At 41.7% G+C, this 24,171-nt stretch carries 23 protein-coding genes; 9 read left to right on the top strand and 14 right to left on the bottom strand.

Annotation, left to right across the window (positions count from 1 at the left end):
• Positions 1-1,566 carry a sensor histidine kinase gene (locus AMD27_RS00990; RefSeq protein WP_067655135.1) on the top strand — a complete coding sequence of 522 codons (1,566 nt, stop codon included), beginning with the start codon at positions 1-3 and terminating at the stop codon, positions 1,564-1,566.
• Between the two features lie 24 nt (positions 1,567-1,590).
• Positions 1,591-3,024, top strand: coding sequence for a sigma-54-dependent transcriptional regulator (locus tag AMD27_RS00985; protein WP_067655129.1), 1,434 nt, complete (start codon positions 1,591-1,593; stop codon positions 3,022-3,024).
• A gap of 63 nt (positions 3,025-3,087) precedes the next feature.
• On the opposite strand, the gene AMD27_RS00980 is transcribed toward AMD27_RS00985, so the two are convergent.
• The 4 genes from AMD27_RS00980 to lptF all read right to left on the bottom strand — a co-directional run bounded on the left by AMD27_RS00980 (position 3,088) and on the right by lptF (position 8,152).
• Positions 3,088-4,269 carry a S41 family peptidase gene (locus AMD27_RS00980; protein ID WP_067655125.1) on the bottom strand — a complete coding sequence of 394 codons (1,182 nt, stop codon included), beginning with the start codon at positions 4,267-4,269 and terminating at the stop codon, positions 3,088-3,090.
• 23 nt (positions 4,270-4,292) lie between these two features.
• On the bottom strand, positions 4,293-5,846 hold the full coding sequence (gene gpmI, locus AMD27_RS00975; RefSeq protein ID WP_067655122.1) for a 2,3-bisphosphoglycerate-independent phosphoglycerate mutase: 1,554 nt from the start codon (positions 5,844-5,846) through the stop codon (positions 4,293-4,295).
• Between the two features lie 135 nt (positions 5,847-5,981).
• Complete coding sequence (gene lptG, locus AMD27_RS00970) at positions 5,982-7,052, bottom strand: LPS export ABC transporter permease LptG (RefSeq protein WP_067655118.1); 1,071 nt, start codon at positions 7,050-7,052, stop codon at positions 5,982-5,984.
• Positions 7,052-8,152 (bottom strand): LPS export ABC transporter permease LptF, encoded by a 1,101-nt coding sequence (gene lptF, locus AMD27_RS00965; RefSeq protein WP_067655115.1) that lies wholly within the window; start codon positions 8,150-8,152, stop codon positions 7,052-7,054. Before lptF ends, lptG begins: the two co-directional genes overlap by 1 nt.
• Positions 8,153-8,295: 143 nt before the next feature.
• Between lptF and AMD27_RS00960 the strand changes: the two genes are divergently transcribed.
• From AMD27_RS00960 to AMD27_RS00945, 4 genes are all read left to right on the top strand, one after another.
• Positions 8,296-9,738, top strand: a complete 1,443-nt coding sequence (locus AMD27_RS00960) for a leucyl aminopeptidase (protein ID WP_067655112.1) — start codon at positions 8,296-8,298, stop codon at positions 9,736-9,738.
• Positions 9,731-10,138: a DNA polymerase III subunit chi gene (locus AMD27_RS00955; RefSeq protein WP_067655109.1), complete on the top strand. Its 408-nt coding sequence runs from the start codon at positions 9,731-9,733 to the stop codon at positions 10,136-10,138. Before AMD27_RS00960 ends, AMD27_RS00955 begins: the two co-directional genes overlap by 8 nt.
• A gap of 46 nt (positions 10,139-10,184) precedes the next feature.
• Complete coding sequence (locus AMD27_RS00950; protein WP_067655107.1) at positions 10,185-10,799, top strand: hypothetical protein; 615 nt, start codon at positions 10,185-10,187, stop codon at positions 10,797-10,799.
• A gap of 163 nt (positions 10,800-10,962) precedes the next feature.
• Positions 10,963-11,181 (top strand): hypothetical protein, encoded by a 219-nt coding sequence (locus tag AMD27_RS00945; RefSeq protein ID WP_067655105.1) that lies wholly within the window; start codon positions 10,963-10,965, stop codon positions 11,179-11,181.
• 98 nt (positions 11,182-11,279) lie between these two features.
• Here AMD27_RS00945 and AMD27_RS00940 read toward each other — a convergent pair whose 3' ends face one another.
• The 7 genes from AMD27_RS00940 to glnK form a co-directional block, all read right to left on the bottom strand.
• On the bottom strand, positions 11,280-11,831 hold the full coding sequence (locus AMD27_RS00940; protein ID WP_067655102.1) for a VTT domain-containing protein: 552 nt from the start codon (positions 11,829-11,831) through the stop codon (positions 11,280-11,282).
• 109 nt (positions 11,832-11,940) lie between these two features.
• Positions 11,941-12,600, bottom strand: a complete 660-nt coding sequence (locus AMD27_RS00935; RefSeq protein ID WP_067655099.1) for a riboflavin synthase — start codon at positions 12,598-12,600, stop codon at positions 11,941-11,943.
• Positions 12,601-12,811: 211 nt separating this feature from the next.
• Positions 12,812-14,110 carry a DNA adenine methylase gene (locus tag AMD27_RS00930; RefSeq protein WP_067655096.1) on the bottom strand — a complete coding sequence of 433 codons (1,299 nt, stop codon included), beginning with the start codon at positions 14,108-14,110 and terminating at the stop codon, positions 12,812-12,814.
• Complete coding sequence (gene ribD, locus AMD27_RS00925; RefSeq protein WP_067655093.1) at positions 14,107-15,204, bottom strand: bifunctional diaminohydroxyphosphoribosylaminopyrimidine deaminase/5-amino-6-(5-phosphoribosylamino)uracil reductase RibD; 1,098 nt, start codon at positions 15,202-15,204, stop codon at positions 14,107-14,109. The genes AMD27_RS00930 and ribD overlap by 4 nt, the downstream gene beginning before the upstream one ends.
• Before the next feature lie 129 nt (positions 15,205-15,333).
• Positions 15,334-15,798: a transcriptional regulator NrdR gene (nrdR, locus tag AMD27_RS00920; protein WP_067655091.1), complete on the bottom strand. Its 465-nt coding sequence runs from the start codon at positions 15,796-15,798 to the stop codon at positions 15,334-15,336.
• 132 nt (positions 15,799-15,930) lie between these two features.
• The gene (locus tag AMD27_RS00915; protein ID WP_067655089.1) at positions 15,931-17,334 is read right to left on the bottom strand and encodes an ammonium transporter; all 1,404 of its coding nucleotides are present in this window, start codon (positions 17,332-17,334) and stop codon (positions 15,931-15,933) included.
• Positions 17,335-17,393: 59 nt separating this feature from the next.
• Entirely contained in the window at positions 17,394-17,732 is a 339-nt protein-coding gene (gene glnK, locus AMD27_RS00910) for a P-II family nitrogen regulator (protein ID WP_004650081.1), read from the bottom strand.
• A 270-nt stretch (positions 17,733-18,002) separates the two neighbouring features.
• Here glnK and AMD27_RS00905 point away from each other — a divergent pair, with 270 nt between their 5' ends.
• Complete coding sequence (locus tag AMD27_RS00905; RefSeq protein ID WP_067655087.1) at positions 18,003-18,230, top strand: accessory factor UbiK family protein; 228 nt, start codon at positions 18,003-18,005, stop codon at positions 18,228-18,230.
• Between the two features lie 88 nt (positions 18,231-18,318).
• Positions 18,319-19,806, top strand: coding sequence for a YifB family Mg chelatase-like AAA ATPase (locus AMD27_RS00900; protein WP_067655085.1), 1,488 nt, complete (start codon positions 18,319-18,321; stop codon positions 19,804-19,806).
• A 58-nt stretch (positions 19,807-19,864) separates the two neighbouring features.
• Here AMD27_RS00900 and AMD27_RS00895 read toward each other — a convergent pair whose 3' ends face one another.
• Both AMD27_RS00895 and AMD27_RS00890 read right to left on the bottom strand, forming a co-directional pair.
• The gene (locus AMD27_RS00895; RefSeq protein ID WP_067655083.1) at positions 19,865-20,596 is read right to left on the bottom strand and encodes a TorF family putative porin; all 732 of its coding nucleotides are present in this window, start codon (positions 20,594-20,596) and stop codon (positions 19,865-19,867) included.
• A gap of 361 nt (positions 20,597-20,957) precedes the next feature.
• Positions 20,958-21,725 carry a TorF family putative porin gene (locus tag AMD27_RS00890; protein WP_067662646.1) on the bottom strand — a complete coding sequence of 256 codons (768 nt, stop codon included), beginning with the start codon at positions 21,723-21,725 and terminating at the stop codon, positions 20,958-20,960.
• Between the two features lie 393 nt (positions 21,726-22,118).
• Here AMD27_RS00890 and AMD27_RS00885 point away from each other — a divergent pair, with 393 nt between their 5' ends.
• Positions 22,119-23,435 carry an OprD family outer membrane porin gene (locus AMD27_RS00885; protein ID WP_067655080.1) on the top strand — a complete coding sequence of 439 codons (1,317 nt, stop codon included), beginning with the start codon at positions 22,119-22,121 and terminating at the stop codon, positions 23,433-23,435.
• A gap of 130 nt (positions 23,436-23,565) precedes the next feature.
• On the opposite strand, the gene ppa is transcribed toward AMD27_RS00885, so the two are convergent.
• Positions 23,566-24,102, bottom strand: a complete 537-nt coding sequence (gene ppa / locus AMD27_RS00880; RefSeq protein WP_067655077.1) for an inorganic diphosphatase — start codon at positions 24,100-24,102, stop codon at positions 23,566-23,568.
• Positions 24,103-24,171 lie beyond the last annotated feature (69 nt).

The following is a 24,171-nucleotide window of genomic DNA, read 5'->3' as shown; positions in this document are numbered from 1 at the left end:
ATGACGCCAACGGTATCTATACCTATTTATCAGACCATTTACCGTCTTGGCACATTGTACTCAAGCTATCGGCTGATCATTGCGCTCAGTCTCACCCTGATTTTCTTGCTCACTATAGAAAATCAAACTGAATATTATCAATACCCTAAACTTTATTTCTATGCGCTGCTGTTTTATGTCGGATGCACTCTGGTACAGAGCTTAGCGCTTAAATATTTACCGCATGCGATCAGCAAACAAATCTTAGCGCTATTTGCCGTTGACCTGATTTTTCTGAGCGTGCTCACCTTTGCTTTGGGTGGCCCCAATATTGCCATCGGGCTGTTGTTTGTGATCTCAGTATTTGCAGCCAACTTTTTACTGAGCAAAAATCAAGCGTTGTTTATTACGTTGATCGCCGTGATTTGTGTGGTTTACCAACAGTTTTTTGGCAGTCTTTTTGCAGATGCTAGTTTAAACAATATTGGTAATAGTGCCTTTCTGGCCTTTTTGTTTTTTGTGGTGCATGCGATTGGTCAAGTCTCAATTCAACGCTTTCAATTGCTTGAGTCTTTAAATACCCATCAATCCAATGAATTATTCCAATTACAAAATATTAACCGCTATATTTTGGAGCAGATTGAAGTCGGTTATTTTGTACTAGACGAACAATGTAAAATTATTGTCAGCAACCCTGCCGCATGTTCTTTGCTGGGTATTTCTCCTTTATATGCGCATGAACAATTTCATTTGGCGACTTTCCAACCTGATTTATTTCACATTTTAAAAAATACGCTGTTGGCCGATGGCGAGCGCTTTCAATTCGAATCGCCGCAGTCGAAATACCATGTCGATGTCCGAGTACAAAACTTAATTGTGCCCCATCAAGCCCTGACCTTGTTGATTTTAGAAGATGCACAAAAAATCAATCAGCAAGTTCAACAGTTAAAACTGGCAGCGCTGGGACAGCTTTCTGCCAGTATTGCGCATGAAATTCGCAACCCTTTGGCAGCGATTGTACAAGCGAATGAGTTGTTTGAGCATGAGCAAGATGAACAAAAATTATTAAGCAATATGATTGCTAAGCAAGCCATCCGCATTGATCGAATTATTAAAGATACCTTGGCGCTAGCGAAAAATAAGAACACACATACTACGCGTATTCAGTTGCAACATTTTTTGCCTGAGATGATTCGACATGATTTAAATGACGTAAAAAATAATATTCGACTGGATGTGCAACAGGATCTCGTGGTTCATTTTGATGAGTCTCAGTTAAGCCAAGTCTTGGTGAATTTATCACGCAATGCGATTCGTCATAATGCAGCGGATGCGGATACGATTCTGCTTCATGCCTATCGCCATCAACAGATGGTTCATATTGATGTGATTGATTATGGAAAAGGGATTGAAAAACATGAACTCTCTCAGCTATTTCAGCCTTTTTTTAGTACCGAAATTAATGGAACTGGTTTAGGATTGTATTTATCACATAGTCTGTGTCAGGCCAATCAGGCCAAACTCAGCTATGTCGAGCAAAAACAACAAGGGGCATGCTTCAGAATTGAATGCCCACATATAAAATAATTTTGATTAGGTTTTTTTGGGGTTATGGCTAAACAACAACCACTGGTTTTACTGGTCGATGACGAAGTAGATTTATGTATGCTGATGCAAATGACCTTGTCACGCATGGGTATTAAAACCCATATGGCACATCACTTAAAACAGGCCAAATACTTTTTTAGCGAATATAAATATGATGCCTGTATTACTGACTTTAACTTGCCCGATGGTAATGGTTTAGAGTTGGTGAAACACGTCACACAGCATTATCCAAAGACGCCCATTGCCGTGCTCACCGCTTATGCCAATATGGACATTGCGATTTCCGTCCTCAAAGCGGGCGCATTTGATTTCGTCAGCAAACCGATTAACCAACAGCACTTGCATCAGCTTTTGCAAAAAGCCTTGCATGTACCGGTACTGGATCTAGATTCAGATGAGCTACCTTTAGAGGAGCGTCTGTTAATGGGTGAGTCGGTTCAAATTCAACAGTTACGCGAGTCAATCAAAAAAATTGCGCGCTCGCAAGCCCCTGTGTTTATTACGGGTGAATCGGGCACAGGTAAAGAAGTCGTGGCAAATTTGTTGCATCAACTGAGTAACCGTCAAGATGGACCCTTTATCGCGATTAATTGCGGTGCAATTTCTGAAGACCTGCTTGAAAGTGAATTGTTTGGGCATGTGAAAGGCTGTTTTTCTGGTGCAACGGAAGACAAACAAGGGCTGATTCAAGCGGCAGATGGGGGTAGTTTATTTTTAGATGAAATTGCTGAGCTTTCTCTTGCCATGCAAGCCAAACTACTCCGTTCAGTTCAAGAAAAGAAGATTCGACCACTGGGCAGTGATAAAGAAATTGAAGTGGATTTTCGGATTATCAGTGCCAGTCATCAAAATTTAGAGTCGCGAGTTCAGCAAGGTCAATTTAGACAGGATCTTTTTTTCCGTATCCATGTCATGGATTTGAGGATTGCACCACTGCGTGAACGTCAGCAGGATATTCTCATTTTGGCCCGACATTTTATCGATTTGATCTGCGCCGAATGGCGTATTTCAACCAAAACGTTGACTCCCCAAGCAGCGCAATTTTTAATGGCGCAGCATTACTCTGGCAATGTCCGTGAACTGAGGAATCTGATTGAGCGTGCCATTACCTTGAGTGATGCAGACAGCATTGAGGTTCAGCATTTACAGCCTTCAAATACGCGTAACCTTGAAAAAGCATCCATTACAGCAAGCCCGCCGAAAAGCCCCACCAGTTCCATATCTCCGCTTGCGCAAAATGCTTTAAGCCCTGCATATCCTCAAGCTTTGCCTGAAGAGGGACTTGAGCAGTATTTGGAAAAGGTTGAAAAAGAAGTGTTGATTAATGCCTTGAATTTAACCCACTGGAACAGAACATTGGCGGCGAAAAAGCTCGGCATGACCTTTCGTTCATTACGTTATCGTTTAAAAAAATTTGGACTCGATACGGAAGAGTAGACGCTCTCTCAGCCTGACATCTCGATCTTAAACTTAAAAACTTAAGACTTAAAATTTTGAGACTTAAATGCGTGATTTCAGCAGTTGGTCTGCAACATGCTGAATATAAGTGTCTTCTTTCATTTCGAGTGGCCAAGGATATTCAAAGTTTGGCTGAATCCCTTTGCCGTCTATAGCATTACCACTCGGTGTTAAGTAGTGGGACACCGTCATTTGTAGTGCGGCACCATTTTCAAGCGGGAAAAGCTTCTGCACCACACCTTTACCATAACTTTTTTCACCCATAATCAGCGCACGTTGATGCTCTTTCATAGCCGCAGTAAAAACCTCAGCTGCCGAAGCAGAGCGATTATTGATCAGTACGCCCAGTTTCAAATTGGTAAACTCATTACCTGGTAAAGCTTGAAACTGTTGATTGCCCTCAGAGCGACTTTCGGTTGAAACGATGATGCCTTGGTTTAAAAATAAGTCCGCTGTTTCTACTGCTGAAGAGAGTAAGCCGCCCGGATTATTGCGCAGATCAATCAGTACGCCTTTGAGACGCTGGGGTTGATGCTCATCGATATAACGTTTGATTTCGCTGGCAGTATCTTGCTGGAACACCTTCACTTTAAGGACCAAAACTTGGTTATTTAAAAGTGTCGGTTGAATATCGGCCACATCGAGTTTTTGATTACGGACCAAGGTTAAACTGGGACTGGCTGCATTTAATTGTAACTGTAAGGTGCTGCCGATTGAGCCATTGAGTAAATCATCCACTTGACCGGCATTTCGATTCTTGAGTTCTTGATTATCAATTTTAAATACGGTGAAACCATTTTTTAGACCCAACTTGTACGAGTCTGAATCTTCTCTGAGGTTTTTAATCTGCCACTGCGACTTGGTTGAATCAAAGGTCAAGTCGAAATCCACACTGGCCAGATCCCCTTCAGTATATTGTAAGAGTTGGCGATAATCTTCTGCAGACAAATAACGTGAATAACGATCCAGTCCTGAGACTAAGCCTTGAATCGCCTGTAGAAATAAAGCATCGTCACTTTTTTCACTGACATAGTTGTCTTTGACCGTACCGTAAATTTGCACAAATTGTTGAATAGATTCGATCGGCACTTCTGAGGTATTTTCAACCCATTCATTGTCAAAATTTGAAGCGACAGACGCCTTTGCATCCGCAGCCCAGAGCGAATGATTCATCCCCAACAACAAAGCTGTGAGTAAAACGCGATATGTTAAAGTTTGAATCATTCAAGCATCCTTATTGATTTATTTTATGCTATTGCTGTTAAGGTAACCAAGTTACGACCTTTCATATCGCTCGGTACAGGAAGTTGCATCAAGCTCAGTAGTGTCGGTGCAACATCTGCAAGCACACCCCCTTCTGCAATTGTAGCGGCAGTCGGACCAATATAGATAAAGGGCACATGTTCTGTAGTGTGTTGGGTATGAACTTGGCCACTGACGTAATCTTGCATTTGCTCAACATTACCATGGTCTGCTGTAATCAGCATATGCCCTTTTTGCGCCATCACCGCGTCATAAACACGTCCTAAACTCGTATCTACTGCTTCAACTGCTTTTACCGCAGCATCGAATACGCCCGTATGACCCACCATATCACCATTGGCATAGTTCACGACCAAAAGATCAAACTCACCTGAGTGGATCGCAGCAACCAATTCATCGGTGACCTCGAATGCACTCATTTCAGGCTTCAAGTCATAGGTTGCAACATTTGGAGATGGAATCAAAATACGCTTTTCACCCGGATATTCATCTTCCCGTCCACCACTAAAGAAAAAAGTCACATGCGCATATTTCTCAGTTTCTGCAATCCGAAGTTGCGTTTTACCTAAATTCGATAAGTATTCACCAATAGAGTTCACAAGTGCTTGTGGCATATATGCAACAGGTGCATCAATGCTGGCTTGATAACGCGTCAACATGACAAATTTAACCAAACTTGGCACGACTTTACGCTCAAAACCTGCAAAGTCTTTTTCGACAAAGGCTTTGGTAATTTCACGCGCACGATCCGCACGGAAATTCATAAACACCACACTGTCGCCATCTTCAATTTTAGCAAAGTCACCTATGCGGGTCGCTTTGACAAATTCATCCGACTCATCTGCGGCATAGGCAAGTTCAAGACCTTCCACTGCTGAAGCTGCTGTACGCACTGCTTCACCTTCAGTCAGTAAACGATAGGCTTGTTCAACGCGATCCCAACGATTGTCACGATCCATCGCAAAGTAACGACCAATGAGGGTCGCAATACGACCTTGACCTGGATACTGGGCAAAAAGAGCATCCAGTTTTTCTAAAGACGGTTGCGCGCTTTTGGGAGGGGTATCACGACCATCTAAAAATGCATGTAGATACACGTGAGCACCGCGTTTAAGCGCCAGTTCTGCCATCGCCACGATATGATCTTCATGCGAGTGAACGCCGCCTGTAGAGAGCAAACCTAAAATATGTACGGGTTTGTTGTTGGCGTTGGCTTTTTCAACCGCATCGACCAACACCTCGTGCTCAAAGAATGCACCTGTGCGGATGTCTTTGGTAATACGGGTAAAATCTTGATACAGGACACGACCTGCACCCAAATTCATATGTCCCACTTCAGAGTTGCCCATTTGACCGTCTGGCAAACCCACATCTTCACCTGAACCTGAAATTAAACCATGGGGATGATTTTGCTTCATTGCAGTTAAATTTGGTGTTTTCGCTGCAAGAAATGCATTGTCTTCGACCGCTTCACGATGACCCACACCATCCATAATTACCAATACGTGTGGGATTTTGCCAGCAGTTGCATCCGTCATGATTTACACTCTTTTCTGTATATAGATTGATCATTATATCTTACCGAATTTTTGGTTAAGACTCTATCTGAACCCGATGGCTTTGACTGATCTCCACCCTCGAAGCTCGAATTTAAACACTCGTCATTTTTGGCTTTATCGTGCCCGATAAAGCAAATAGCTGCCCGCGCTAAACATTAGCACAATCGGTAAAAACACGAACCATGCTGGTGATGGCGAATACACCAAACTTGCATAACCTAAAAAGTCTTGCAAATAGTAAAACCCTAAGCCGACAAATAAAGCGATGACCAAACGAAAGCCCATAGATTGTTGGCGCAGCGGTCCAAAAATAAATGAACACGCAACGAGTACCAGTGCCAGCAGCGCAAAAGGTGAAGCGACTTTTTGCCAAAAGGCCAACAAATAGGTTTTCGGCACTTGGCTGTATTCGTGCATATATCCCATAAAACTTACCAATTGGCTTGGGGCTAAATCTTCAGGATCAATCGTCACCATATGTACGTATTTAGGCTGGAGTGCCAAAGCTAAATCTTGTTTCTCGGTTTGAATCAGTTTGGCATGACCATCTGGGAAAATATCCATCTGATCTGCATTGGACAGTGTCCATTGACCATTTTTTACAAACTGTCCCTGATCTGCATTTAGTACAGATTTGAGTCGGTAGTCATGGTCAAAATCCAGCATTTGAACTTGCTTCAGCTGACCTTGCGCATTGGCATAATCAATATAAATAAAACGTTGACCTTCACGTGTCCAATAGCCTTTGACTTCACCCAACTGAGCTGCACTACGGTGGTCTTTAATACTTTTGGCTTTTTCATTGGTATGTGGAATCACATATTCACTGAGTAAAAAAGACAGTAAAACCAACAACATCGCAGAGCGCATGACCCAGCCGACAATACGCCAAAGACTAATACCCGAGGCGCGCATCACGATCAATTCACTGTTGGATGCCAATGTACCTAAGCCCAACACTGCCCCAATGAGTGCTGAAATGGGTAAGATTTCATAGAGATATTGTGGCGCACCCCACAGCACAAACAAGAAAGCTTGCCAAGCACCATAGCCATCTTTGAGGCTACCCAGTTCGCCCATATAAGTAAATAAAACTTGCAGCGCAGACAATATCGCGGTTGCCCCTAACATCGCGAGCGCCGTGGTTTTGGTCACATGCTTGGCGACAATTTTACGTGCTAACATTATGATCTCGCTCGCTCAATTCGTTTTTTCAGTTTTGGGGCCAGTTTTTGTTTTCTGGAAAAAATAGCCGCAGCAATGGCATAGACCAATAACACTGCAGGATAAGCCCACATGCCAATTTCATCTTTAGAAATACGGGTTTTAATCGCCATCAGCGCTACAATTAAGCTGGCAAAAATGAGCAGTGCCGGAAACAGTTTTAAATAGCGCCCTTGTCTCGGACTCACCTCAGACAATGCGGTTGCCAACATTAGTGCCACAATCATGGTAAAAGGTACAAATAGTCGCCAGCCCAATTCACTGGCCACCACTGGATCTTCACGCGTTTCAATCAACTTTGAAATGGGTAAGGCTTCAACTTCGCCACTTTCAAATTTGGCTTCTTTGTCACTTTCTAAGCGTAAACGATAAGACTCAAATTCGGTGTGACTATATTTTGGACTGTTGGGATAAATTTCATAACGGCGACCTAAGGTCAAATCCACCACACTGGCGGTGTCATTTTCCATTTCCACACGCGTGGCTTCTTTGGCCAAAATCATCACGTCAGGCTTGCCGTCTTTATCGGCCCGCTGATAAAAGAATACTTCTTTTAAATTTTGACGATCTTCAGACAAGGCACTGGCATAAATGGTATAGGGTCCAGAAGAAATAAACTCTTTTGGTCTAACTAAGTCAAAACCAGAACGTACCGCTTGACTGGTGGTCAAGGCTTCAAACTGACGAATGCCCCATGGTGACATCCATACCATTAACGCGGTTTGAACCACCAAGAATCCGACAGTCAAAGGCATCAGTAAACGCGCCAATTGATTTCGACTGACGCCACTGCCGTTGAGTACCGCCATCTCGTGGTCGACATACAAACGGCCAAAGACCAACATCAAACCGATAAAAAAGCCTAGAGGTAAAATTAAGGTCAAAAATTCAGGCAGACGATAGCCAATAATGCTAAATAAAATACCTGCATCTAAACGACCTTGAGCCGCAACCCCAAAATATTTGATCAAACGTCCACCCATCATGATGAGCGTTAGTAAAGAAATGACAACCAGCGAGGTCGACAACACTTGTTTGACGAGATAACGTCTTATAATCAAAGTATTCTTCCAAAATTGGGTTAATTCGGCTAGCGCTAGTTTACCCGAATGTTAAAAATATAAAACCTCATTGAAATTCTATCATTGGTAGTGGTTCAATGGTTTAATGATTGAAAACGTCTCCATAGGCACACCTAAAGCATATGAAACTTACTCTTAATACATCATTTCCAGAACAGTCTTCTAGCCAACATTTGTTGATTTTAGTCGATTCAAATTCGATTCAAAATGCCCAAAGCGCTTATCAAATCAATGATTTTCAACAAGCCGTTAATGCCACTCAATTTAAAGCGAGTTTAAACGAAAACTTGCCCTTGATTGGAAAAATTGCAGTACAACCCAACAGCGTTTTGATTGGTTTAGGTAAAGCAGCAGAATTAAAAGCTACGCAATTAGCAAAAATTGCACAAAGTATCATCAAAGCGTCACAAAAAAAATTCAAACAGATCAGCATTGATATCTCTGCACTGCCTCAAGAGCTACATTATGTGTTTGCGTTAAGCCTGACTCAAGCAGCCTATGCGTATGATGAATACAAATCCAAAAAGAATGAATTTGTTTTAGCTCACATTGATTTGATTTCTGCACAGTCAAATTTAAACGATGCGCAGCTCAGTCTGATTGCTGCGGTTGAAAAAGGTCAAACGACTGCGCGTGATTTGGCCAACTGTCCACCCAATATTTGCTTCCCAGAATACTTAGCAGAACAAGCACTAGAACTCGCCGCTGAATTTCCAGAGCTGCTCAAAGTTACTGTACTGAACGAGCAAGAAATTGCAGATTTGGGCATGAATGCTTTTCTTGCCGTGAGTAAAGGCTCTGACCGTCCGGGTCGTATTATCACGATTGAATATCAAGCCCATCTCGAGCAAGCACCTGTAGTGTTGGTGGGTAAAGGTGTGACTTTTGATACCGGTGGTATTTCATTAAAACCTGGTCTAGGCATGGATGAGATGAAATACGATATGGGCGGCGCTGCCTCTGTACTGGGTACCATGCGTGCGCTGTGTGAAGCGAATCTTCCGATTCATGTGGTGGGCGCTATTGCTGCCGCTGAAAATATGCCTTCGGGTCATGCAACGCGTCCAGGTGATATTGTCACCACCATGAGCGGACAGACGGTAGAAATTTTAAATACCGATGCTGAAGGCCGTTTGGTGCTTTGTGACACTTTAACGTATATCAAACGTTTTAAACCAGAACTTGTCATTGATATTGCGACTTTAACTGGTGCTTGTGTAGTGGCATTAGGCTCGGTTTTAACCGGTCTGTTTAGTCCAGATGATGCCTTGGCACAAGAAATTACAGTTGCAGGCGAGCAATCTTTTGATCGTGTATGGCGTATGCCAGTGATTGAAGATTATCAAGAACAACTCGACTCCCCTTTTGCCGATATCGCCAATATTGGTGGTCCAAAAGCAGGTGCAGTGACCGCGGCATGTTTCCTTCAGCGATTCACCCGTGAATACCGCTGGGCGCATCTAGATGTAGCAGGCACAGCATGGACTTCTGGGGCTGGTAAAGGCGCAACGGGTCGTCCTGTTCCTCTTTTGGTTCAATTTTTAGCAAACCGTAGTCATGGCTAAAGTTAGCTTTTATTTATTTGAAAAAAGCCCTGAACGACAAGTGGAAAGCACTTGTCGTTTATGTCGTAAAATATTGCGTCAGCCTGCAAAGATTTGGATTCATTGCCCTGACGTGGCGATCCAACAGGAATTAGATGAGCGCTTGTGGAGTTTTGATCCGCAGAGCTTTTTGGCACATGGCATTGATCAGTTCCATGCACCGATTTGTATTTCATCAGCACTCCCTGATTCAGCCGAATGGATTGTGTTTAATTTTAACAATCAAGCTCTTGATCAAATGAACGATTTTAGTCACATTATCGAAATTGTTGAAAATGACGAACAAGCCAAACAGGTCGGTCGTGAGAAATTCAAAGCCTATCGTCGGCTGGGTATCGCCCCTCAAACTCATAAGTTATAATGACTTAGTCCTCATATTGAATTGAAGCGTTAAAAGGAGATGCGTGGTGACTTTAAATGTCGGTCAAGATTTTAAAAAGCGATGGCTCAGTGCGCCTGATGCTGTACGCCAAACATTTCTAAATGACCTTCATCGCGTGACTGATCTTTTAAAACCCGAAAGCCACATTCAAGCGTGGCTAGACAATGATCAACGCGCTCAACAAGTGGCTCAGCTTAAAGTTGAACAGGCCTATGCCGATGAAAAAGCACGTTTAATTGAACAAGCACGCATACGTAAGCAACGGGCTTTAGAGAAATCTTTAGCCAATAAACGCGCGGCACAATACGCTTATAATCAGCAATTACTCCAAGATGAAGTTCAGAAAAATCAGCAGCAAATAGAATACTTGAGACAATTAGGGGGTGTAATTGATCAAGAAATTTCTGCTTATACTGCCCGTTATACGCAAAACCCTGTACAGCCTTTAATGGACTATGCTAAAGGGCATTTTCTTGTCGCAGATGATCAGATTCAATCGGAACTCGAAAGTGTACGTTTAAGATTAGAGCTTGAAGCAGAAACGGTGATTGAAGAATCTGTTACGGCATTTCGGGCCAGATTACAAGCCGCTGCAACTGAAGAAATTGGCTATATTTTAAAAAATTCCAATTTTAAATAATCGCTTCCATCAGCGCATTTTATCATCCTTATATTTTTTTGATCACTGCTGGCTGATTTGCGATTTGTCACGAAAATGGAATAAATTTGTCACATGATAGGTCTAAAATTTATGCATCACTCCTTGTACGTGAACATCAATTCAATCTATTAGGATGATCATTATGGATCTTATTCAACATGTTTCTGAACGGATTTCAGCTTTAAAAGCCGGCGAAATTGTCACGATTAGCGTGCAAGATCTGCTGATCAGCCGCACAGATTTTCAAGCGATCACTGTGTTTTTAAATCAACTATCACAAAATGGCTTATTTTCAGTAGCAGCGCCTTTGGCCTCTTCTTCTCGCTTTGAGCAGACCTCACTGACCATTACCAAATATTAATACTCGTTACATCACAATCATCACATCACATCATAATCGTCACATTCATATTCATCATGTAAAAAAGCCCATCTCGGGCTTTTTTACATGATGAACGCTTAGCGACTGAAAAAATTCAAGACACTTGAAAATAAATTGCCCATGCCATAGCCTATGCCTAACAGTAAGCTAATCCAAATCCAAGCGCCTATCACGTTATACAACATAAAACTTGGATAGCGCATGTAACCTGAGCCTGCTGCAAAAGGTGCAAATGAGCGAACAAAAGGAATGAAGCGCGCCATCAAAATGGTTTTACCACCATGCTTTTCAAAATAGTCTGTGGTTTTTTGCACGTATTCGGTTTTAAACCAACATGAATGCTGACTAAAAAATTTTAAGCCTAATGCACGGCCCGTATAGTAATTTAAGATATAACCCAATATTGAAGCAATAAAAAGTAAGATATCCATGTAATGCAAATGAATCAATTCTGTGGTCGAGCACAGCGCGCCAATGGTGATCAACAAACTGTCGCCCGGCAGAAAAAACATGAACACCGAGCCATTTTCCAACAGAATAATCAGAAATAAAATGGCGTAAATCCATAGACCATAGCTGTCTAATAGACTGGGTAACATCTGTTCTAAATGGAGTAAAAAATCAATCATTGGCAGATTTTCCGCAGCATGTTGTTCCTCGACTCCATGGATCTATATTTCAAGGTATCAAAAATAAAACAGCCTAATAAATTAGGCTGTTCGGTATTTTAGTCTGTTTTTATCTTAAAAAGCCATTTTTGGCTAAAAATTCCATACTGAGCTTTGACTCAGGTTTGTGTTCAGCGGCCTTATCACCTAATAATAAACGCTCGATATAACGCGCTAAGATATCCACTTCAAGATTTACTTTTGTGCCAGTTTGCCATGTGCCAATATTAGTTCTTTCCGCAGTATGCGGAATCAAATTTAAGCTCAGCACATTGCCACGGAGGTGGTTAATGGTCAGACTAATGCCATCGACTGTGATTGAACCTTTTTCAGCTAAGTATTTGGCAATCTCAGCCGGTGCGGTCACTTCAAAATACAGTGAGCGTGCATCTGCGCGCACCACGGTAATTTCACCGACAGCATCGACATGACCACTGACAATGTGTCCACCAAAGCGTGTGGTGGGAAGCATGGCTTTTTCTACATTGACAGGCTGACCGACTTTCCACTGCCCCAGAGTCGAACGATTTAAACTTTCACGCGATACATCTGCTGCGTACCAGTTGTCACCCCATTCAATCACCGTTAAACAAATGCCATTGGTCGCAATTGAGTCACCCAAGTGCACATCCGACATATCCAAATTGCTTTGAATCCGTAGACGAATATCACCGCCCACGCTTTGAAGGCTCAATACTTGCCCTACACTTTCAATAATGCCTGTAAACATTTGGCTAACCTTTTTACTTTTTAATCTGAATCAATGATCGCAATATACAGCATTCAAACTGTAAACATATCATTGCTCATAGTGCTTAACTCATTGGCTTTTAGCAATCCAAAACCCGGTCACTTTCGCATTCGGCTATGCAGAGACATAAATCACTCTTAAACGTACTACATATTCAGGATAGATATAAAACCGTTCATTTTTTCAAAACTCACCACAGATCTAATTGGGTTGCGACACCTGTCGTATCTACACCACCCAACTCAGCATAATGATGCAACTGTCCTAAAAGCTGACGAATGGGTGGACCTGATTTGGCATGAGTATCGGTAATCACAATAAACTCAAGCACACGTGCACGCTCAGATTGACGCTGTTTACTTACGCGGTAACGCGGCACATCTTGGGTTAACAACGTCACACGACCACGCTCCAAATTGGCTTTGAGCAAATCACCCGCTTCGATATTTCCATCGGTTGAATAACTGGTCAAAATATAACGTGCATTGATGGTGCCTAATAATTTCTCATAGGCTTCTTTGGCGTATTTGGCAGAGTTATATGGACTTGGGCGCTCTTTGCGCCATGCGCGATCAATCCCACTTTTATAGCCCTTGGTATCAGGCGTCGGTAGATCGTTCTGATCCCAAAGTGTTAATGCATTTAAGACATGATAATTACTGCTGTAGGCATGTTGGTTATACGGCGGATCTAAATACGCCACATCTACTTCAAAACCACTCATTTGATTGGCAAGATGCTGTGCATCGACACACCACATTTCCGCCATAGGCACTTTAGGCTCACCCAACTCACAGAAACGGCTCGGTGATAACCAAAGCAGCGATTCAATTCGCTCTAAAGCTGTTTGAGTTCTACCGCCCCAACCATGATGGAAACTTTTAAACACCCCACTGGTGTTACTGACAAAACTGGCTGAATATAAAAGTGGCGCCAGTAAAGCACTCATTTCAACATCATCAATTGCGCCCTGCGCTTGCCATGCTGCAATCTGCTGACGCATGGCATCAATACGCATTCCATTACGGCGTTTAAAGAACAGACGATCTTTTGCTGGATCATAAATTTCGTCATTTCGCGGACAAAGGTTATGGGTGACCCAACCTTTAACTTCAGGCAAGCGGTTTAAATAATCGATGGCTTTTTGATAGCCGCCTAATTCTTTAAAAGGCGGTGCATCAGTACACGACAAAATCGCATTATTTAATGCATGGCTATACGGTTCCCAGTCATTGGCAATCACGCGATAACCATTTTGACGCGCTAAACGTGAAACGACACCACTGCCGGCAAAAAAATCGGCAAAAATTGGCGCACGGCCTGCCTTGGTTTTTAACTTTAAGGTGCCCGTACTCTCGAGTGCTTCTAAAATCAAATGCAGTAAGCGACGTTTATTTCCAAGATACGGTACAAGTTGGTTGAACAGGTATTCATCTGTAGTACGCGCTGCATGGCGACGTTTATGGTAAACCGTAGAATCTGGATTCATACTGACTCTTGAGAAGGGAGGAGCTTTAAGCGAATGTCGTCACCCAGTTGAGTAACCTCGATGAGCTTAAAACGAAGCTGTTCTGCCATGGTGACAAAATCAGCATTGAACATAGCACGTGCAGATTGTCCTAGAAAGGTCGGAGCAACATAGCTGATCATTTCATCGACTAATTTTTCCTGCAAAAACGCACTGGAAAGTGTCGCACCCGCTTCAACCAAAACATCGTAAATATGAAAATCATTTAAGGTCTTCAATAAACTGCTTAAAGACTGAACATCCAATTGTATCACGCCTAGGCTGGCAAGTTCGCGTCGAAATGGTCCCATGACCATGACCGTATCGGGCTGTTGTAAAATTTTAGCATTTAGAGGCAGACGACCGTGACGGTCTAAAATCACGCGTTTAGGCTGTACAATATGTGCCAAATCTACGCCATCTAAATGACGCACATTCAGCCGACAATCATCTGCAAGCACAGTATCAATACCCGTAATCACAGCGCCCGATAGTGCCCGCCAGTGCTGCACATCTTGACGGGCAGCACTTCCCGTAATCCATTTCGATTCACCCGATGCCATGGCGGTACGCCCATCTAAACTCGATGCCACCTTTAAGCGGACATAGGGCATGCCGGTTGCCATGGCTTTAAGAAAGCCTAAATTTAGCTGTTTCGCCTCTTCTTCACTCACGCCCTGTTCAACCTCAATGCCGGCTTGACGCAAGATGGCCATACCTTTACCTGCAACCAAGGGATTAGGGTCAGCACAGGCCACCACCACCTTGGCAATACCTGCCTTAACCAAACCTTTGGCACAAGGCGGCGTGCGACCATAGTGCGCACAAGGCTCTAAGGTCACATAGGCAGTTGCTCCTTGAGCACGTGCGCCTGCTTCACGCAGCGCAAAAACTTCCGCATGCGGCTGTCCCGCTTGCGGATGAAAACCTTCACCCACAATCTGTCCATGTTGCACAATGACACAGCCCACATTCGGATTGGGCTTAGTCGAGTATTGCCCTTGCTTGGCTAAAGTGATTGCGCGGTTCATCCACGCTTGATCTTGTGCTCTTGAAGCTTGATCGAATTCAGACATGATTTTCCAAAACTTTTAAACAGTGCTTTTAAGACACTGCTTTTGAAACAATAATTTCGAAACAATGTTCTAAGACAAGAAAATTAGACAATGTTGCATTCAACTTCTATTAAAAGAAATAAAATGTTCTTAATGCTCTTGTCCACGATGCTGCATTTGTTCAATTTGGCGACGAAATGCTTCCACATCTTGGAAATCTTGATAGACCGATGCAAATCTGACATAGGCCACATGATCCAGTGCAAACAAAGACTGCATGACAATTTCACCAATGGTTCTTGAACGCACATCACGCTCACCTAAACGGCGAATTTGTAGTTGAATATCACTGAGCACCGTTTCAATTTGTTCTTGAGTAATGGGCCGTTTTTGAAGTGCGTGCATAAGCGAGCGACGTAATTTCGCTTCATCATACGGTTCATTTTTACCATTAGACTTGGTTACCCTTGGCATCACCACTTCAAAACTTTCAAAGGTGGTAAAACGCTCACTACAACCAATACATTCACGGCGACGGCGAATTTGACAGCCTTCCGCGGCTAAACGAGAGTCAATGACTTTACTATCTGCGGCGTTGCAAAATGGACAGTGCATAGCGGTTTAATTGAACAATTTGTATTTCACCAAGTGTAGCAAAAATTCAAGGCAATGTTGAGCTTTCAACCATATATAGAAAAAAAGCAGCCCAATTGGGCTGCTTCATACCATATGTTGATTCTTTTGTTTTTAATCGATACGTTCACCATGCTGACTTAAATCTAGCCCCATGCGTTCCTCATCAGACTCAACACGGATACCAATAAACAAATCAATCACTTTAAGAATGATAAAAGTACACACTGCAGAGTAAGCAATGGTCGCAAGAACACCTTCAACTTGAACCCACAACTGAGTCATGACATTGGCAGGCGCTTTATCCCCCATGATAAATTCACTTGCAAAGAATGCCGTTAAAATCGCACCGACAATCCCCCCCACACCATGCAGACCAAAAGCATCCAAAGAGTCATCGGCTTTAAGTAAACGTTTCAGTGCGGTAATGCCCCAGAAACAGACCACACCACCAATCAGACCCATGGCTAACGCACCGCCCACAGTCACATAACCCGCCGCCGGAGTAATCACCACCAGGCCTGCAACTGCACCAGAGACAGCGCCCAATACAGAGGCTTTGCCACGAACGATTCTTTCAGTAATAAGCCATGAGATTGCAGCAGCCGCAGCAGCCACTTGTGTCACAATAAGCGCATACGCTGCTGAACCATTGGCACCGAGTGCTGAACCACCGTTAAAGCCAAACCAACCCACCCAAATTAAACTCGCACCAATAACAGTGAGCGTTAAGTTATGCGGTGCCATTGACTCACGACCTAAGCCCATACGTTTACCCAACATATAAGCCGCCACTAAACCGGCTACACCTGAGTTAATATGAACCACAGTACCACCGGCGAAGTCTAATGCACCATCATTGAATAACCAACCGCCACCCCAAACCCAGTGCGTAATAGGTGCATACACCACCACCACCCAAATCGCAATAAAGGCAACAAAAGCACTGAACTTCATACGTTCTGCGATAGAACCACTAATAATGGCTACCGTAATAATCGCAAAAGTCATTTGGAAAATCACAAACAGAATTTCGGGAATCGTGCCTGTCAACGCTTGAGTAGTAATACCTGAGAGCATGAGCTTATCAAGGTTACCAATGAAGGCATTGCCCTCACCAAAAGCGAGGCTATAGCCTAGAGCGACCCAAACAATACTGACGACAGCAGCAGCCACAAAGCTGTGTGCCATCGTGCTTAACACGTTTTTTTTACGAACCATACCGCCATAGAATAAAGCTAAACCTGGAATGGTCATGAGCAAAACCAAGGCTGTGGACACTAAAATCCACGCGGTATCACCTGTGTCTAATTTTGGTTCTTCTTCTGCAGCGGGTGTCGCTTCAGTTGGAGCAGGCATTGCCACAACGTCGATAGAATCTGTAGAAGATGTTTCAGTTGCAACAACTGAAGCATCTTCCTGAGTAGGTGTTGGTTCTGAGACAGCATTTTCAGCCCATGCAACAGAACCACCTAAAAGGGCGCCAGACAAACTCAGCGCAAGTAGCATCTTTTTCATTCGTATCCCCCAACCTAGTTTTTCTGAGTTATTCGCTACTCAGCAAGCTTCGTGCCAAATCAAACAGCATCTGCACCTGTTTCACCTGTACGGATACGGATGACTTGCTCTAAGTTGGTTACGAAAATTTTTCCGTCACCAATTTTGCCAGTGCTTGCTACACGAGTAATCGATTCAATCACTGAATCAACCATCTCGTCGCTAATTGCAATTTCAATTTTTACTTTAGGTAAAAAATCAACCACATATTCAGCACCACGATAAAGTTCAGTATGACCTTTTTGACGACCAAAACCTTTCACTTCAGTCACGGTAATACCTTGAACACCAATCTCAGAGAGGGCTTCACGCACGTCATCTAATTTGAATGGTTTTACAATTGCTGTTACGAGTTTCATATTGTTTTCCTTCGGCTTTTTTCACCAGTAAGGTTTTACGTTCAAATTCCGTGCCAAAACGTCCTAAAGGTTGGGGGAATTAGTCGGTTTAAGCACGAGGGTCTTTATATCCTATTTTATACATCCTGATGAGTTTAAGCTTTAAAAATCCTACAAAATTAAGCGATTTTTTTATATTAATGATTGGATAAATGCATCTTAATCAGTTAATACTAGGGTCAAAATAAAAGCGATGTTACACTGTAAAAACAAGAAGATTCGGGACCTGTCATGATCGAAACATTATTAAATGCCATTTTGGAACAAGTTGATCAACCTAAAAAAGACTTGGAACATAACCTTCGTGCACTTTTAAATGAAGCCGTTGCGAAAATGGATCTGGTTTCTAAAGACGAAATTGAGCGCCAAAAGACAGCACTTGAAAATGCCAATGCACGTTTAAGTCAGCTTCAGGCACAAGTCAAAACACTGGAAGTCTTAATTTCAAAGCAAAATTAAAAATATGCACCATGAGTGTGCAATAAAGCAGCAATAATGATTAAAAATAAAGCAGTTTAATAAAAAACATTATAAATGGTCGATCACTATGTCTTTTGCCAAAATTTACACTCGAGGCTTACTGGGTTTACATGCCCCGCAGATCGAAGTTGAAGTACATGTCAGCCAAGGTCTGCCCTCTCTCACTATTGTCGGGTTGGCCGAAGCTGCCGTTCGAGAAAGTAAGGATCGGGTTCGCTCCGCGATCATTAACAGTGGTTTTCAATTTCCGACTAAACGCTTAACCATTAACCTCGCTCCGGCAGATCTACCCAAAGATGGCTCTCGGCTTGATCTGCCCATTGCCTTGGGCATTTTGATTGCATCGGGTCAATTACCTGAAAACAGCACGGATGACTTCGAATTTATTGGTGAATTGGCATTAGACGGTCATCTCAGAGCAGCATCGGGTACTTTAACCATTGCCATGGCATGCCAAGCAGCTCAACATAAACTCATGCTTCCACTTGAAAATGCTGAAGAAGCCGCACAATTACCTGATTTTAAGGTTTTTTCAGCATCGAGTTTAAAACAGGTCTGTGATCATTTTTTAAAAGTGCACGAAATTGATGCATTTTCATCCAACAGTACACATAAAAAAAATGAATATAAATTTGATTTGGCGGATGTTAAAGGTCAACTCAGACCTAGGCGTGCTTTGGAAATTGCAGCCGCTGGCGGGCATTCGATTTTATTTAAAGGTCCTCCGGGGACGGGTAAAACCTTATTGGCTTCTCGTCTGTCGAGTATTTTACCGCCACTCAATGCTCAAGAAAATTTAGAAGTCGCGAGTATCTACTCGATTGCCAGTGCACAACATCAATTTGGTCAGCGCCCCTTTCGAGCACCACATCACACGGCATCTGCTGTTGCATTGGTTGGTGGAGGTTCACATCCAAAACCGGGTGAAATCACCTTGGCGCATTTGGGCGTGTTATTTTTAGATGAACTACCTGAGTTTGACCGAAAGGTCTTAGAGGTTTTAAGGCAACCTTTAGAATCCAAAGAAATCGTGATCTCGCGTGCTTCAAGGCAGATGACTTTCCCCGCCAATTTTCAATTTATTGCTGCAATGAACCCTTGTCCATGTGGTTATGCTTTTAATCAGGACAGTCGTTGTCAGTGTTCGGCTGAATCTATCAAACGTTATCAGAACCGAATTTCAGGACCATTACTGGATCGTATCGATTTACATATCGATGTTCCACCACTCAACCCGCAAGACTTACAAGATACAAAGCCAGTTGAAAACTCGGAAACCGTCAGACAACGCGTAATTCTTGCCTATGAATTACAAATTGCAAGACAAGGCTTCTTAAACCAAGCCCTTTCTCCCCAGCAATTGGAAAAATTTGTTCAATTGGATGATGCCGCTCAGCGCATTATGGCCACCGCACAGCAGCGTTTAAATTTATCTGCACGGGCATATCATCGTATTTTACGTGTTGCGCGTACCATTGCTGACTTGGCTCAAAGTGAATCTATACAAAATAGTCATTTGACTGAAGCACTGTCTTATCGAAGTCAGCACTCCTAACTCTTCAAAAAAAGGCGACTCAACGTCGCCTTTTGGTAATACAGATTCTGCCTAAATATTAAAATCCATATTTAAGACCAAATACGACTTTATTTTTTTGCTTAACATCGTTACGGTCATAACCGCCTAAAGTGTAATTCATATTTGCGGTAAGACCAGTATCTGCCAATGTTTTGCTTAAACCAATATCGAAATGACGGAATCCAAAACTTTCAGATGAGTCTGAAATGAAATCACCTGTATCTTTATAGGCATACAGACCAAGTGCAGTATCTAAACTAAAATCTTTCGGCAATGGATAACTATAAACAGCTTTAAAATAGGTATCGCCAGTATTGCCCCAAATCGTATCTTCAAGTAATGTTTGCATGGTAAAACTGACATCTTTATAGGTTAATCCAAGCATGGTTTCAAAGCCATTTGCGTCACTCGTCCCAATGTCATAATAGTAATAATAGGTAGCCCCTAATGTGTAGCTGAGATCATCATTAATGGTTCCTTTGTATCCTGCATAAAAATCATTTTCGAATTCACTTCCATTATCAGATCCATAGTTAAGGGTTGAACCCCACCAACCTGCATAGAAGCCTAAAGCATGACTATAATCTAGCCCACCCTGAATAGTGGCATCTTTGTTTTCAGGAACATTAGTGATGCCGCGCAAGTTATAACTAGAAAGAACACCAATATTTCCAGAAACACTATGTGGAGAAGCCGGAGCTTCAGCAAATGTTAATGATGATGCAGATGCGACAACTGAGAGTCCTAGTGCTTTCAATGTAAATTTCATACTGTTGATTCCCCCACATCGTGAATCGATGCTTTTTATGGTTAATTTGATAAACGCATAGGGGAATTAGCAATTGCTATGCCAAAAAATTTTATTGTTAAATTATGAACAATTCCAATATGGATTAAATTTCATATCCAACTGTTTTTTAAAAATTATTTTCCATTTAAATTAAATCTATTTATTTCTTAATCAATGAAATTAAGGATATGCATTGAATAAAAATCGTATGATTTACAATGGCACACTTATTGAAAAGATGCTTCTTTTTAAGGCTGTTTTACAGTCGAAATATAACATCGCGCATAAAAAAGTGCATTTCCATTACTGAAAATACACGTCTTTTGAATCCAAATTTTAATTAAAAACTATAATTTACTGCAAACACTAAATGATCATCAAATTTTTCATTGAGACGGTTTTTTCCACCCCAAATGTAATCCAATGCAATATCAACACCAGAATCAGCCAGTGGCGTGCTCAAACCTAATCGGGTTTCATTTACGACAAACGTTTTTGTGGTTTGAATCAGATCATCATCACGATTGTCATTATAAATAGAAGCACCCACGCTGGTGTTCAATGAAATATCATAAATCAATGGATAGCCATACCCTGCACTTAAGTACACGTCCCCTGCATTACCATAGTTGGCATCGGAAAGTGCAACACCCAATCCTAAACTTAAGTCTTTAAAATCTAATGCTGTGAACCATTCTGTGCCTGTACTTCTACGGCTTTCAGTACGATCTGCATTGTATGAACGACCGCCATTTTGATATACAAAAGCAGTAACTTGAGTGCTATAACTTAAATCTTCATTAATTTTGTTGGCATAACCTATTGCAAAATCATGTTCAAAACCATGATCTTTATGTTCATCTGTTGAATCATAATCCAGCGTTGAACCCCAATAGCCTACAAATACACCGCTCTTGTGCGCGTACTGCAAACCACCCTGAAAAGCAATGTCATCATTTTCTACACCGCCACGGTAGACATACTTGGTGACTGCACCGATGCTGCCTGAAAGCACACCGTGCTCAACATTTTCTTGTGCGGCTAAAGCAGAGATTGAGCTTAAAGACAGCACGAATGCTAAACATGAATATTTCAACACAGATTGCATAATCATCCTTTGATCTGGGGTTCGATTTTGATTGGATGCGATCATAATGCTTTTTGAATAATCGGTATATTTATTAATGAAAATCCCATAAAAAAAACGAAAAAAAGTACAGTCTCACAAAAATCTAAGTATTTTTTCACACAGTCTAAATCGACTAGAGAGTCATACTCAAAAAAATTTAACATCAAAAAAAAATCTAAATCATTCATTTTTATTATAAATCCCCTTAATACTGAATCAATATCCTTTTGTTTCGCTTAAATCAATGCGGCTATATACCAAGATCTCATAACGTTTTTATGAAATAAAATGAATAATAGCTGATATTTTGTTATACATTATGTATACAATTTTTCCACACCATCCACCTATTTTGTATGAGGCGCTCTCCCAATGCAAAAATCAAAAAAATTAACATTGGTATTATTTATTCAAGCTGCTCTAATTTCTACAGCTTATGCAAGCGAACAAAGTGAAGCCAAAGGCTTTGTTGAAGATGCTACAGGATCGGTATTATTTCGCACTGGCTTCTTACACCGTGACAAAAAAAATGGTGTAGATGACACCAGCTCTACAGCACAAACCGCAATTGTTAAATTAGAGTCGGGTTACACAAAAGGTCTGGTCGGCTTTGGTGTAAATGCTGTTGGTGATGCATCTTTCAAATTAGGTAAAAATGATCATGCTGGCAACAACATGATTCCAAAATATGAAGATGGTTCTGCTTATGATCATTGGGCACGTGGTGGCGCAAGTGTTAAAGCACGTATTTCTAACACGACTGTAGAATATGGTACTCAAGTATTAGACTTACCTGTTCTTGCAAGTAATACAGCTCGTCTAGTTCCTGAATATTTCACGGGTGTACTCGCTAAAAGCCGTGAGATCGAAAACTTAGAAGTGATTGCAGGTAAATTCACTAAAAATCAATATTCTGATCAAATCTCTACAGACAGTAATGAGCTAGATAGCGCGATTGTTTGGGGTGCTAAATATAAATTTAATGATCAAATTAATGCAGCATATTACGGTACTGATATTAAAGATCGTTTAGATCGTCATTATGTGAATGCCAATTATTCACATAAATTAGCGGATAAAAGTACTTTAACATACGACTTCAGTGGTTATCACACTGAGTGGGATGCAACTCCTTCAGGTGGCGCATATACCTACTCACATACGTCTAATGATTTCAATAATTTAAGCAATAATATTTGGGCTATTTCTACAACCTATAATACTGGCCCTCATAATGTCATGGTTGCTTACCAACAAAATACAGGTAACACAGGTTATGACTATGGTCTAGGTAAAGGTGTAGGCGATGGTGGTCAAACTATCTATCTACCTAACTCTTACCTTTCAGACTTTATTGGTAATGATGAAAAATCTGTACAACTTCAATATACCTATGACTTTGGCGCTTTGAATGTTCCTGGTCTTTCTTGGACTTCAGCATTTGTTTATGGTTGGGATATTGATGTGTCTGCTGGCTTGGCTGACCGCTCATTACTTGCAACTGATGATGCTCAGGAACGTGAATTCTTCAACCAAGTGAAATATACAATTCAATCAGGCTTCGCAAAAGATGCAAGCTTACGTGTTCGTCATTCTTACTACCGTGCAAGCGATGACTACCAAAGTGCTTATATCGGTGATACCAATGAATGGCGTTTATGGTTAGATATTCCTGTGAAATTATTTTAATTTTAAGTAAAGTCTAGTCTAGTCCATAAAAAAACCTGCACCATGTGCAGGTTTTTTTATTTAGGTTGTTTATTTAGATTCTTTATATTTTATTCAGATCCTAATTTTAAAACCTAATGTCAAAAAGCCATTATTTGTTGGCTTCTTGGTAAGCTGCGATTGAGCTGAGTACTTCTTTTTTCGCAACATCAGCACCTTCCCAACCACTGAGCTTCACCCATTTGCCTAGTTCAAGATCTTTATAGTGTTGGAAGAAATGTTCGATTTGGCTGATCAAAAGCGGCGGAAGATCTGTATATTCTTGAACATCTTTGTAAATTGGAGTCAATTTTTCATGCGGAACAGCAACTAGTTTCGCATCGATACCACCGTCATCTTCCATGTTCAATTTGCCGACTGGACGGCAACGAATCACTGAACCTGGCTCAACTGGATATGGGGTAACCACTAACACGTCTAATGGATCACCATCAAGCGATAATGTATTCGGTACATAACCGTAGTTTGCTGGATAGAACATGGCTGTACCCATGAAACGGTCTACAAATAACGCGTCAGAATCTTTGTCGATTTCGTATTTGATTGGCGCTGCATTTGCAGGGATTTCAATAATTACATAGATATCATTTGGTGCATCTTTACCCGCAGGGATATTACTGTAGCTCATAGCAAACTCTTTAACAGTGAAGTGTTCAGTGAAATTTTTTCGATTATAACGCTTTATCAAGCAATCAGC

The organism is Acinetobacter sp. TGL-Y2, assembly GCF_001612555.1.
GTDB lineage: Bacteria > Pseudomonadota > Gammaproteobacteria > Pseudomonadales > Moraxellaceae > Acinetobacter.
This window is presented reverse-complemented; position numbering and strand designations above follow the sequence as displayed.

Bases quoted from the DNA above. Each gene is read 5' to 3' on its own strand.
- AMD27_RS00990 (WP_067655135.1), top strand. From the start codon at position 1: ATGACGCCAACGGTATCTATACCTATTTATCAGACCATTTACCGTCTT.
- AMD27_RS00985 (WP_067655129.1), top strand. From the start codon at position 1,591: ATGGCTAAACAACAACCACTGGTTTTACTGGTCGATGACGAAGTAGAT.
- AMD27_RS00980 (WP_067655125.1), bottom strand. From the start codon at position 4,269: ATGATTCAAACTTTAACATATCGCGTTTTACTCACAGCTTTGTTGTTG.
- gpmI (WP_067655122.1), bottom strand. From the start codon at position 5,846: ATGACGGATGCAACTGCTGGCAAAATCCCACACGTATTGGTAATTATG.
- lptG (WP_067655118.1), bottom strand. From the start codon at position 7,052: ATGTTAGCACGTAAAATTGTCGCCAAGCATGTGACCAAAACCACGGCG.
- AMD27_RS00960 (WP_067655112.1), top strand. From the start codon at position 8,296: ATGAAACTTACTCTTAATACATCATTTCCAGAACAGTCTTCTAGCCAA.
- AMD27_RS00955 (WP_067655109.1), top strand. From the start codon at position 9,731: ATGGCTAAAGTTAGCTTTTATTTATTTGAAAAAAGCCCTGAACGACAA.
- AMD27_RS00945 (WP_067655105.1), top strand. From the start codon at position 10,963: ATGGATCTTATTCAACATGTTTCTGAACGGATTTCAGCTTTAAAAGCC.
- AMD27_RS00940 (WP_067655102.1), bottom strand. From the start codon at position 11,831: ATGATTGATTTTTTACTCCATTTAGAACAGATGTTACCCAGTCTATTA.
- AMD27_RS00935 (WP_067655099.1), bottom strand. From the start codon at position 12,600: ATGTTTACAGGCATTATTGAAAGTGTAGGGCAAGTATTGAGCCTTCAA.
- AMD27_RS00930 (WP_067655096.1), bottom strand. From the start codon at position 14,110: ATGAATCCAGATTCTACGGTTTACCATAAACGTCGCCATGCAGCGCGT.
- ribD (WP_067655093.1), bottom strand. From the start codon at position 15,204: ATGTCTGAATTCGATCAAGCTTCAAGAGCACAAGATCAAGCGTGGATG.
- nrdR (WP_067655091.1), bottom strand. From the start codon at position 15,798: ATGCACTGTCCATTTTGCAACGCCGCAGATAGTAAAGTCATTGACTCT.
- AMD27_RS00915 (WP_067655089.1), bottom strand. From the start codon at position 17,334: ATGAAAAAGATGCTACTTGCGCTGAGTTTGTCTGGCGCCCTTTTAGGT.
- glnK (WP_004650081.1), bottom strand. From the start codon at position 17,732: ATGAAACTCGTAACAGCAATTGTAAAACCATTCAAATTAGATGACGTG.
- AMD27_RS00905 (WP_067655087.1), top strand. From the start codon at position 18,003: ATGATCGAAACATTATTAAATGCCATTTTGGAACAAGTTGATCAACCT.
- AMD27_RS00900 (WP_067655085.1), top strand. From the start codon at position 18,319: ATGTCTTTTGCCAAAATTTACACTCGAGGCTTACTGGGTTTACATGCC.
- AMD27_RS00895 (WP_067655083.1), bottom strand. From the start codon at position 20,596: ATGAAATTTACATTGAAAGCACTAGGACTCTCAGTTGTCGCATCTGCA.
- AMD27_RS00890 (WP_067662646.1), bottom strand. From the start codon at position 21,725: ATGCAATCTGTGTTGAAATATTCATGTTTAGCATTCGTGCTGTCTTTA.
- AMD27_RS00885 (WP_067655080.1), top strand. From the start codon at position 22,119: ATGCAAAAATCAAAAAAATTAACATTGGTATTATTTATTCAAGCTGCT.
- ppa (WP_067655077.1), bottom strand. From the start codon at position 24,102: ATGAGCTACAGTAATATCCCTGCGGGTAAAGATGCACCAAATGATATC.